Source organism: Nocardia sp. NPDC050406 (genome assembly GCF_044459025.1).
GTDB lineage: Bacteria > Actinomycetota > Actinomycetes > Mycobacteriales > Mycobacteriaceae > Nocardia.
Map to the genome: position 1 here is coordinate 45,522 of NZ_JBITIM010000004.1, position 12,138 is coordinate 57,659.

At 67.5% G+C, this 12,138-nt stretch carries 6 protein-coding genes; all 6 read right to left on the bottom strand.

Annotation, left to right across the window (positions count from 1 at the left end):
* The gene (locus ACIBH2_RS28990; protein WP_397123188.1) at window positions 1–1,545 is read right to left on the bottom strand and encodes an acyl-CoA carboxylase subunit beta; all 1,545 of its coding nucleotides are present in this window, start codon (window positions 1,543–1,545) and stop codon (window positions 1–3) included.
* Window positions 1,546–1,597: 52 nt separating this feature from the next.
* Window positions 1,598–6,814 (bottom strand): polyketide synthase Pks13, encoded by a 5,217-nt coding sequence (pks13, locus tag ACIBH2_RS28995; RefSeq protein WP_397123190.1) that lies wholly within the window; start codon window positions 6,812–6,814, stop codon window positions 1,598–1,600.
* A 100-nt stretch (window positions 6,815–6,914) separates the two neighbouring features.
* Window positions 6,915–8,837, bottom strand: a complete 1,923-nt coding sequence (fadD32, locus tag ACIBH2_RS29000; RefSeq protein WP_397123192.1) for a long-chain-fatty-acid--AMP ligase FadD32 — start codon at window positions 8,835–8,837, stop codon at window positions 6,915–6,917.
* A gap of 229 nt (window positions 8,838–9,066) precedes the next feature.
* Window positions 9,067–10,086, bottom strand: coding sequence for a TIGR03621 family F420-dependent LLM class oxidoreductase (locus ACIBH2_RS29005; RefSeq protein ID WP_397123194.1), 1,020 nt, complete (start codon window positions 10,084–10,086; stop codon window positions 9,067–9,069).
* Between the two features lie 195 nt (window positions 10,087–10,281).
* Window positions 10,282–11,265 (bottom strand): cutinase family protein, encoded by a 984-nt coding sequence (locus ACIBH2_RS29010; RefSeq protein WP_397124235.1) that lies wholly within the window; start codon window positions 11,263–11,265, stop codon window positions 10,282–10,284.
* A complete protein-coding gene (locus tag ACIBH2_RS29015; protein WP_397123196.1) occupies window positions 11,256–11,783 on the bottom strand; it encodes a DUF732 domain-containing protein in 528 nt (175 codons plus the stop codon). The genes ACIBH2_RS29010 and ACIBH2_RS29015 overlap by 10 nt, the downstream gene beginning before the upstream one ends.
* Window positions 11,784–12,138: the final 355 nt, after the last annotated feature.

Consider the following 12,138-nt stretch of genomic DNA (forward strand, 5'->3'; position numbering starts at 1 on the left):
CTACAACGGGAGCAAGTGGTGTTTGCGGGGGTTGCGCGCCACCGATTTGTCGCGCAGCAGGTGCAGGGCCTTGCGAATTTCCAGGCGGGTGGTGGCGGGTTCGATTACCGCGTCGATATAGCCGCGCTCGGCGGCCACCCACGGCGTCGCCACCGTCGCGTTGTAGAAATCGATCATCTGCTGCCGAATGGCGGCCCGCTGTTCCTCGGGCGCGGCGTCGATGGTTTTCGCGCCGATGAGACTCACCGCGCTCTCCGCGCCCATGACAGCGATACGCGCCGTCGGCCAGGCGAGATTCACATCGGCGCCCAACTGTTTGGAGCCCATGACCGCGTACCCGCCGCCGTACGACTTGCGAATGACGACAGTGACTTTCGGGACGGTGGCCTCCACGAACGAGAACAGGAATCGGCCGCCGCGTTTGATGACGCCGATCTTCTCCTGTTCCACGCCGGGTAGGAAGCCCGGGGTGTCGACCACGAACACCAAGGGGATTTCGAAGGCGTCACAGAGTCGAATGAAGTGCGCGGCCTTGTCGGAGGCCCGGGCATCCAACGCGCCCGCGTACACCAGCGGCTGATTGGCGACCACGCCCACGCTGCGCCCGTCCACCCGGGCGAAGCCACAGATCACGTTCTTGCCCGCGGATTCCCCGAATTCGTGGAAATCGCCGTCGTCGAAGATGCGCAGCAGAATCTCGTGCATGTCGTACCCGGCATTGTCGGCATCGGGGACGATCGAGTTCAGCTCCAGGTCCGACTCGGTGATCTCCGGCTCCAGACCGGGATTCACTATCGGCGGCAATTCCTGGCAGCTCGACGGCAGATACGACAGATAGTGCCGCACCCATTCGAAGGCCGCTTCCTCGTCCTTGGCGACATGGTGGATATTGCCGTACTGCGCTTGGCTGTGCGCGCCACCGAGTTCTTCGAGGCTGACATCCTCACCGGTGACCTCGCGAATCACCTTGGGGCCGGTGACGAACATATAGGCGGCCTCGGTCGCCACCACCACATCGGTATTGATGGGCGCGTACACCGCACCGCCCGCACAACTTCCGAGAATCATGGAGATCTGCGGCACCAGTCCCGACAGCGGTTCCTGGCGGCGGCCCAATTCCGCGTACCACGCCAGTGAGGTCACCGCCTCCTGCACGCGCGCACCGCCGGAATCGTTGATACCCACCACCGGGCAGCCGACCTTGGCGGCGAATTCCATGATGCCCGCGACCTTTCGGCCGAACATCTCACCGACCGAACCGCCGTAGACGGTCTGGTCGTGCGAGAACACCGCCACCGGGCGGCCGTTCACCAAACCGTGCCCGGTGACGACGCCGTCGCCGTAGAGCGCCTTCTTGTCACCCGGATTGCGCACCAGCGCACCGATTTCCACGAAGGAACCCGGATCCAGCAGCATATTGATGCGGTCGCGGGCCGACGGAATGCCTTTGCGGGCCCGCTTCGCCACCCCCGCTTCCCCCGCCGGTTCTCTCGCGACTTCCAACTTCTGTCGCAGGTCGGCGAGTTTCTCGGCGGTGGTGGTCAACGGGGCTCCTTTCGGCAAAACCTACTTTCGCAGAACCTTTTTCACTCTCGAGCTATTTCGCAGTGGTGTCGATCTCACTCAGCTTCTTGGTGAGGTCGGCACCGATGGTGGCGATGCGCGGCTCGTCGATGATCTGCAGGTGGTCACCCGGGATGTGGATGATCTCCAGATTCGGGATGTGCTCCCCCCAGCCGCCATTCTCCTGGCGTTCCGCGAAACGCGGCTCCAACTCGATGATTCCGTCGTGGTAGCGATCGGCGAGGTAGAGCACCACGTCGCCGTCGTACCGGGAGGGCTCGACCTTCTGGAGTTCACGGCTCTCGATCCACGAGGTGCGCTGGTGTTCCAGCACGCCGCCGGGGATGTTCGCACCCGCGAACTTCACCAGCTCGATGACGATCTGGTACTGCTCCTCGTCGGAAGCGGCCGCCAGTTCCTCGAGCTGCTCGTCATCCAGTTCACCCTGGAATCCGTAGGTCTTCTGGGCGAAGGTCTGGAAGCGCTTGATCCGCTCCACCCGACCGGCGGGCGAATTGTCTTCGCCCTCGGTCGGAATCGCCAGATCGATGAGCCCGACCAAGCGCACATCCGCGCCCTCCTCGCGCATGATCTGCGCGACGGTCAGCGCGAACACCGCGCCCAGCGACCAGCCGTAGAACACGTACGGCCCCTCCGGCTGAATCTTGCGAATCTCCGGAATGTACTGGCGCGCACGCTCTTCGATGGATCCCTCGACCCGCTCGAAGCCGTACATGGGCGTCCCGGCCGGAATGCGCTTCAACAGCGGCTCGTAGACCAGGGTGTTGCCGCCCGACGGGTGGAAGACGAAGACCGGCACCGCATCCGAGCCCGCTTCGCGCGCCCGCAGGGTGCGCACGAAACCGTCCACATCGGCCTTGTCCTGATAGCCGCGCACGATATCGGCCATCTTCTCGATGGTCTCGGCATCGCGCAGCTCGTCGATATCGATCTGCGCCTTGACCCGCTCCGAGAGCCGGGCCGCCAGCTTGTCCATGGTGGCGTCGTCGAGCACCGGCAGCGCGTTGAAGATGCCGCCCGCCGACTTGCCGGTCACCACGGCCCAGGTGGCGTAGGTGAGGCGTTCGGCGGCATCGCGCGGCGGGACATTGTCCTCGTCGGTCGGCGCGGCGGGCGGGGCCGACTCCACGTCGTCGGCCGAAAGGGCTTCGCCCACAGCCGCTTCGGTGGTGATCTCGGTGGCCTCGGCGACCACGTCGTCGGTCACGTTGTCCAGCTCGTCGGCCTCGGTGGTGGCGGCGGTGCCGGTCGAGGCCTCGGGCTTGGGCAGCACGGCCGCCGGGTCCTCACCCGCGGCCAGCGCCGCGCGCGCGGCGGCGACGAAATCGGCGTCGACGGTGATCTCCTCACCGGCGGCCTGGCGCTCGGCGATGGACTGCAATTCCTCGCGGTGCTCGATGGCGTAGCGCAGCACCTTGCCGACCTCGAGCAGGCTGGCATCGCGCACCGCCTGGATCTGGAGCTGCGGAATATCGAACTCGTACTCCACGCGGTTCTTGATGCGCATGGCCATGAGCGAGTCCAGGCCCAGCTCCATGAGCGGGATCTCCATGGGCAGATCCTCGACGGCGTAGCCCATGGACTCGGCCACGATGATCGCCAGGCGCTGTTCCACGGTCTGCGTGCCGTTCGGATCCCAACGCTCGGTGGGGATTTCGGCGACCTCGGCCGCGGCGGCCGGGGCGGCGGTCTGCGCGACCGGCTGCGGCGCGACCGGTTCCGGCAGCGGTGCGCCGGAGGTGACCACGCCGTCGAACAGCAGCGTGAAGGCATTGCCCTGCTTGGCGTGCACCTGCGCCGCCGCACCGCCGGGGTACGGGGTCAGCGTGGTGGTCAGCGTGCCCGAGGTGGGAATCTCGCCGTACGCGTAGGACGCTCCGGTGCTCACATCCGAAAGCACCTGCGCCGCAGCGGCACTCACGAGCTGCTTCAGGTCGGTGACGACACTCGCCTGCACCTCCCACACGTGGCGGCCGTCCGGCAGCGCCACATGCGAGCCCGGCGCCCGGCCGCTGCCCGAACCCGAGGCGATACCGACCTTGGGCCAGTACTCCTTGCGCAGGAACGCCGTACGCGGGATATCGGCGAAGTCGCCCGCGGGCAGCAGCGACGACAGGTCCACGTAGTGGCCGTTGACGTAGAGCTGCGCGAGCGAGGCGATGACCGCCGCCGACTCGTCTTCCTTGCGCTTGAGCGTCGGAATCAGCGCGGCGTTGTGCACGCCCGCCGCGTAGGTGGTGCCCAGCACCTGCATGAGCGCGACGGAATTGGGGGCCAGTTCGAGGAAGGTGGTGATACCCGCGTCGACGGCCTGGCGCACGGCATTGGTGAAGTACACCGAGCCGCGCATGTTCTTGACCCAGTAGTCCACATCGTGAATGGGGTCGTGGCCCGCGGCGTAGCGGGCGCCCTCGTGGACGGTCGAGTACAGGTCGGTCTTCAGCTTGGTCGGCTCGATACCGGCCAGCTCGGCGGCCAATTCACCCAGCAGCACATCCATTTGGGAGGTGTGGCCCGCGCCTCGGGTCTGGAGCACGCGAGCGAACTTGCCCTGCTCTTCGACCTTGGCGACGATGGCGTGCACCTGATCCGGCGGGCCGCCGATGACGGTGTTGGTGGGCGCGGCGTACACCGCGACCTCGACATCCGGGTACTCCGGCAGCATGGCTTCGATATCGGCGGCGCTCAGCTCGACCAGCGCCATATTGCGCACCTGGTCGTCGGTGATCATGGCCTCGCCCTCGCCCATCAGGCGACCGCGCGAGCAGATGACCCGCACCGCGTCCTCGAGGTTCATACCGCCGGAGATGTACGCGCCCGCGACCTCGCCCTGCGAATGTCCGACCACGCCTTCGGGTTCCGCGCCGTGCGCGCGCAGCACCGCGGCCAGACCCACCTGAATGGTGAAGGTGCCGACCTGCCCCGTGCCGATATCCCAATCCTGGCTGTCGTCCAGGATCATGTCCTTGACCGAGTACCCGGCCTCGTCCTCCACGAGCTCGTCGACCTTGTCGACGGCCTCGCGGAAGATCCGGTTCTCCTGGTAGAGCTGCTTGCCCATCTTCCGATGCTGTGCACCGAATCCGGCCATCACCCAGAGCGGGCCACGAGCCGACGGGGCATCGGCGGTGAAGACGCCGGGACCGGGCTTACCGGCCTCGATGGCGCGCAGCCCGGCGATGGCCTCTTCGTGATTCTTGGCGATGACCACACCGCGCGAGCGGCCGTGATTGCGCTTGGCCAGCGCCCGGGCCACATTCTCGAGCGGAGTCGCCTGTCCCGCTTCGGATTCCAGCCAGTCGGCGAGATCCTTGGCGGCGCGTTTGCGGCGCGAGGGCAGGTAGGCCGAGACCGGCAGGATGACCGGCAGCGGCTCGTCGCGCTCGGCCCATTCCGGTTCCGGCGCAGCGGCTTCCAGCACCTTCTCGGCCTCGGCCAGCACATCGGTGGCCTCGTTGTCGAGGTCGTCGGTGGCGGTCACCTCGGGAGTGGCAGGGGTGGGCACGTACTCCTGGATGACAAGGTGCGCATTGGTGCCGCCGAAGCCGAAACCGGAGACGCCGATGGTGGCCTTGCCGCTGTAGCGCGGGAATTCGGTGGGCTCCTCGACGACCTTGAGATGCGCCTGGTCCCACGGAATGTAGGGGTTGGGTCCGGAGTAGTTGACGCTGGGCGGAATGACGTTGTGCTGCAACGCCATGATCACCTTGGCGAGGCTGGCCGCACCCGCGCCGGACTCCAGGTGACCGAAGTTGGACTTGGCGGAGCCGAGCAGCGCGGGCTTGTCGGCCTCGCGGCCACGGCCGACGACCCGGCCCAGGGCGTCCGCCTCGATGGGGTCGCCGAGCAGTGTGCCGGTGCCGTGTGCCTCGATGTAATCGACTGTGGAGGGCGCGATTCCGGCGTCGCGGTAGGCGCGGCGCAGCACCTCGGCCTGGGCGTCCGGATTCGGCGCGAGCAGGCCGTTGGAGCGGCCGTCGTTGTTGACCGCGGTGCCCTTGATGACCGCCCAGATCTTGTCGCCGTCGCGCTCGGCGTCGGCGAGACGCTTGAGGACCACCAGACCGCCGCCCTCGGAGCGGACCATGCCGTCGGCGTCCTTCGAGAACGCCTTGATGTGGCCGTCCTTGGCGACCGCGCCGTTGGCGTCGAAGCCGAGGGTGGCCAGCGGGGCGAGCAGCATGTTCACGCCGCCGGAGATCGCCACGTCGGCGTCGCCGTTGCGCAGTGCCCGGACGCCCTCGTGCACCGCCACCATGGTGGACGAGCACGCGGTGTCGATGGAGACCGACGGGCCGCGGAAGTCGTAGAAGTAGGAGACGCGGTTCGGGATGATGGACGAGACGCTGCCCATGATGGCGTACGCCTCCGCCGACAGCGGAGTGTTGGCGTCCGGTTCCTTACCCATGCCGAGCGCCGCGATCAGCATGAAGTCATTGCCGGTCGAGCCGATGTAGACGCCGACCTGCTGGCCCTTGAGCTCGTTCGCGGGAATTCGCGCGTGCTCCAAGGCTTCCCAGGTCAGCTCCATCATGAGGCGCTGCTGCGGATCGACGCGCTCGACCTCGACCGGGGACATGGCGAAGAATTCGGCGTCGAAGCCCTTGACCACTTCCTGGTCCAGGTAGCCGCCGCTGGTATTGCCGTGCTCGATCGCCCACGCGGCCTGCGGGTCGCCCTTGAACTCGTCCCACCGGCCCTCGGGTAGGTCGCGAATGGCGTCACCGCGATTGATGAGGAACTCCCAGGTCGATTCGGGAGTGTCACCCGCGCCCGGAAGGCGGGTGGCCAGACCGACAATGGCGATATCGTGCGCCTCGCCCGGCTGGTATCCGGCGGTATAGAAGGCATCGTCGGCCACATCGGCGGGTGCGTCCGGCTCACCGTTCACAATGCGCTCGGCCAACGACGCGATGGTCGGATGCTGATAGACGATGGTGGCGTTGAGCACCACGCCGGTGAGGTCCTCGATATCCCCGCCGAGCGCCAACGCGTCCCGAGAAGCGAGCCCGAACTCCTCCATCGGCCGATCCACCGTGATCTGCTCGACCGGCTGGCCGGTGGCGTCGGCGACCCAGCGCCGCAACCATTCCCGCAGTTCGGCGACCGACATATCCGTGCCCGAAGGCTGCGCCACCTCGGTGCCCGAGGGCTGTACGGCACCCGCTGTCGACTCCGTCGCGGCGGTCTCGGTCGTGTCGGTGGGGACGTTGCCCTCGTTCTCAGCCATCAATTCCTCAAGCTACCTGTCTGCGTCGGGTGCACGGCAGTGAATGCAGTGAATGGCGCGGGCCGCACCGGGCCCGCGCCATCGCGTGTGAGGCTAGGCCTCACTCCTCGTCTGGTGCATCGGGGAAAGCTTGCTGTGTGTAACCACCCCGCAGTGTGCCCTCCACATACGCGGCCTTGCACGCGCGGCGCGCGATCTTGCCGCTGGAGGTGCGCGGAATCGAGCCCGCGGGAACGAGCAGGATATCGCGGGCGGTCACGCCGTGGCGCTGCGAGATGGCCGCGCGCACCGCGTCGGCGATGGGCTGCGGATCGGCCTTGCCCGCGCCCGGGCCGCGCTCGGCCACGATGACCAGCTGCTCGGAGGCGTCGTCGGCGTCGAACTTCAGACCCGAATGGCTGTCGGCGGCAAAGACTTCCGCGGGCAGCTGGTTCGCCGGGACGGCGAAGGCGGCCACGAAGCCGGGGCGCAGCGCGGTGGAGGCCTCCTGCGCGGAGTACTCCAGATCCTGCGGGTAGTGGTTGCGGCCGTCCACGATCACCAGGTCCTTGACGCGGCCGGTGATGTAGAGCTCGCCGTCGATGTAGACGCCGAAGTCGCCGGTCCGCATCCAGTAGGCGTCCTCCGGGGCGCCCTCGGCATGACTGCCCTGGGGCTGGCGGCGCACCAGCCGGTTGCGGAAGGTGTTCTGGGTTTCGGTCTCGCGACCCCAGTAGCCGATGCCGATGTTGTTGCCGTGCAGCCAGATCTCGCCGACCCGGCCCTCCGGCAGCTCCAGCGAGCCCTCGGGGTCGTCGATGCTGTCGGGGTCCACGATGGTCGCCCACTGCGAATGGCCGACATAGCCGCAGCTCACTTGGGCGATGGAGTTGGGCGTGCCCTGCTCCACCTTGACCACGCGACCGGCATTGAGCTCGTCGCGGTCGACGTAGATGACCTTGGCCTCGTCCTCGTGCCGGGTGGCCGAGACGAACAGGGTGGCCTCGGCCATGCCGTAGCAGGGCTTGATGGCGGTCTTGGGCAGCCCGTAGGGCGCGAACGCCTCGTTGAACTTCTTCATCGACGACACGGTCACCGGCTCGGAGCCGTTGATCAGGCCGATGACATTCGACAGGTCGAGGGTCTCGCCGTTCTTCGGGCGGCCGCGCGCGGCGGCGTGCTCGAAGGCGAAGTTCGGTGCGGCCGCGAAGGTTCCGGCGCCGTCGGCCACCGCGGCCAGCTCGTTGATCCAGCGCGAGGGGCGGCGCACGAACGCCGAGGGCGACATGATGGTGATGTACTTGCCGCCCACGGCGGGCAGGATCACCGTCAGCAGGCCCATGTCGTGGAACAGCGGCAGCCAGGTGACGCCGCGCGAGCTCCAGTTCAGGTCCAGCGAGTGCACCATCTGCAGCAGGTTGGTGCCGACCGCGCGGTGGGTGATCTCCACACCGGCCGGAACCCGGGTCGAGCCCGAGGTGTACTGCAGGTAGGCGATGTCGTCCACGGTGATCTCCGGGCGCACCCAGGTCTCACCGACGCTGTCGGGAATGGCGTCGACGGCGATGATGCGCGGACGCTGGGCGGCGGGCAGCGCGCGGAAGAACTGACGCACACCGGCGGCGGAGGAGCTGGCCGTCAGGATCGCCGAGGGCGTGCAGTCGCCGAGCACGGCGTGCAGGCGGTCGGTGTGACCGGGCTCCTCGGGATCGAACAGCGGCACCGAGATGCAGCCCGCGTAGATGGCGGCGAAGAAGGAGATGACGTAGTCCAGGCCCTGCGGGGCGAGGATCGCGACCCGATCGCCCTGCTTGGTCACCTGTTGCAGTCGAGCGGCCACCGCGCGCAGCCGGGTACCGAACTGGCTCCAGGTCAGGTCCTGATACTCGCCGTCGCGCTCCCGCGAGTAGTCGATGTAGCGATAGGCCAGATCATTGGCTTCGTTACCGATCGTGTGCTTCTCGACGTAATCGACCAGGGTACGACCCTCGGGAATCGTGATCTTCCCGGTTTCGTCCAGGTAGTCGTCGAAAGTCTCGTCCATTCCTTCTTCTCCTCCGAGGCACACGCAGCAAGGCGGCGACATGGCCGCTGTTACCTGTGAGGCCCCGACTCTCTTTCGCCCGCCGGTGCTCCAGAAACGTTCAAGAGCCAACCTGCAGAATTCTGTTGCGGTCTGCGCGGTGACCGCCTATTGGCTAGATGTACTCAAACCAGGGTCATGTTACAGAGGACGGCTCGCGCCGGTCTCCGGAGCGGCTCGAGTTCCCTGGTCACTCGTGCCGAAGCAATGGGATCACCGGTGCGAATGCCTCCATTTGAGTGGGAAATACGCCTACATAGGACATCGATGTGAGTTGCCGCACCCGGCGGATCCGGTCGGCGATTTGTTCGTGGGTGCCGATCGCCACATAGGGCGATTCGAGGATGTCCTCGGCCGACAGCGTCACGTCCACTTCCAGATTCGGGTGCAGCCCCTTGTCGATCGCGGCCAGGGCCATGTCGGCGGCCCGTTCGCGGTCGTCGGTGACGATCACCGCGGTGATCGTCCAGTTCAATTCGATCTCGGCGAAGCGGCGTCCGGCCGCGGCCGCGACCAGCTTCACCCGCTCGATGGTCCGATCGAGCGTGATACCCGACAGGAGCATCTTCCCGTCGCGCGTGCTCGGCGGAATCACCGAGACGATATCCGCGTGCTTGGCCGCCAGCGCGAGCATGCGCGGCCCGCCGCCACCGGTCGCCAGCGGGGGTCGCGGGCCCTGTCGAGGTCGCGGTGCGCCGCGGACCCCGCGCACCTGAAAGTGCTTGCCCTCGAAGCGACATTCCTGTCCGCGCAGCAGCACGTCCAGGATGGTCAGGGTCTCGTCGAGTTGTTCGAGCCGCGTGGCGGGCGGTTCGAAGGGAATGCCCGCGGCGTGGAAGTCGTCGGCCAGCCAGCCAGCCCCGACGCCCAGTTCCAGGCGGCCGCGCGAGAGCACGTCGAGGGTGGCGGCCTCCTTGGCCAACACCACCGGATGCCGAAAACCGTTGGCCAGCATCGAGGTTGCGATGCGGATGCGGTCGGTCGCCACCGCCAGCGCGCCCAGGGCCGCGATCGGACCGATCTGCGGGCCGACCGAATCGGGCACCGCGAAGCAGTCGTAGCCCAAGTCCTCGGCCTGCTGCGCCAGTTTGATGAACTTGCGCGCCCCGCCTTCCTGCGGGTTTCCCTCGCCCGCCGCCGCGAAGCGGAAAGCCCGCGGCGGTGTTCCCGGCGCGGTCGTCAGACCGGCCGGTACGGCGACTTCTGTCATGAACTCGGTGCTCCTGGCTGAGAGTGATCGCATCGCGCCGCCGGGCCTCATCGACCGGCGTCACAATCAACGCAGCACTCTACAGCGTGTGCGCGCAACCACGGGCTCTGTCGGCCAGCGCAAGACCCCGATTGGAGGGGGACCACTCGCGCCGTCCGGACGCTGTTTCGCGCCCGGGCGCGTGACTGGCTCGGCTCACGAATGCGGGGGGTGCGGAGCGTTCTCGATGAGACCGGCTATCCAGTTCACCGTCCACTGGGTCGCGGTGGCGCCGTTCTCGTCCACCACATACCCGTTGTAGGAGCTGTGCACCGGATTGCCCGCCGCGCGCACCAGGGTGCCCACACTGTTCAGAAGGTTGAAGGGGTTCAACGCTTGTCGCGGCGAATCGCAGATGAGATCGCCGGGCGCGCAGATGGTGAAGGTGCGGTCGGCGAGCGTGCCGAAGCCTGGACGCGGACCGGTCATGGTTATGCCCGGGACGTTCAGGCCCTTGAGCGCCACCTCCGCGCCCTCGCCGGGCGGGGTCACGCCGATCTCGGTGGCCTGGCCGTCACCGGTGGTGCGGCGGCCGTCGGCGATGACCATGACACCGAGCACCTTGTCGGCGGGCACCGGGCCCTTGCCCGCGCCGATATTCGCGGCGACGTCACCGGCGATCACCGCGCCCTGGGAGAACCCGGCGAGCACATACGTGGTGAGCGGGCACTCCTTGTGGGTCTGGGCGAGCTTGTCGGTGGCCCGGGCGGTGCCCTCGGAGCGGCTGTTGTTGTAGGACTGCTGGCCGTCCGGCGGCAACGCGATGGGATTGGAGAACTCCGCCACGTACGGGACGGTGTAGACCTCCACCCGCTCGTTGGGGAACCGCTCGCGAATCGGGTTGGAGATGTTCAACATCATCGAGGCCGGATTCGCCGACGGGTTGTAGGGGTCGTCGTTACTGTTCGACTCCCAGGTGCCGGGCACCGACAGCATGAGCACATCCGGGCACGAAGCCGGTTGTGACGTCGGGGGTTCGGTGCCCGGCGGCCGGGGTGGTTTGGGAAGGTGCAGCAGCCCCGCGAGCAGATACCAGAGCACGATGATCACCACGATGATCACCGCGATCACCGCGAGGAAGTACAGACACCCTCGTCGCGTGGACCGGCGTGCGGAGCGGCTGCGGGGGGTCACTGGCAGTAACTCGCGGAGGCGACTTCGTAGTAGATCTTCCCGGCCTGCTCGACCGGCATCTTGCTCTGGTCGAAGGACGGGTCGGCGCCCGCGATGGCGGTCACGTAGGTGATGATCTGGTCCTCGGGCGCGTTCTCGGCCTTGCCCTGGCAGACCAGGCTGCCCGCGGTGAGCGCGATATCCGGCGACGACGGGGTGACGCCGCGCTTCTTGAGCTCCTCGAGGTAGGTCTTGTCCTTGTCGGTGAGCGCCGCCGCGCCGCTCTGCGGGGTGACGAATTCGGTCGGCACCGGCTCGGGACGCTCCGGGGTGCCCGACTCGGGCGATTCGGACGGCTGCGACTGTTCGGTCGACTCGGGCGCATTCGCGGTGGTGCTCGGCGCGGCCGAGGAGCTCGCCTGCGTGGTCGCGGACAGCGTGGGCGTGCTCGTCGCGGTCGAATCATTGTTGCCGCAGGCGGCCAGCAGTCCGGCGGCCGCAACTGCCGCCACCACGCTGATCACCTTTCCACGGGTCCGTTGCATGAAATCGCTTCCTCGAGATCTATCAGGGCACAAGGTCGGACCCCAGGCTAGCCGTAAGGTCGCCGGATGTGCCGTGTTGCATTTCGAACCTCATACAGTTCACAGACCGCCGCACGCGCTCGAGCAGGCCGAATCAGCCTTCCGGAAATACCGGTGGCACCACCGAGGGAGCCTGCGGGAGGATCTCGGCGGGCTGGGGTGCCGGGGGAATCTCCAGCACGATCGCGGGGGCCTGGGGTGTGGTCGTCGCCGCGGGCTCCGGGGCGACGACGGGAGCCGGGGTGGGAAGCTGTTGCGCGGCGGGCGCGGTGGTCGACGGCATGACTTCCGGGGCCGCCGCCGCGGGGCTCTGGGG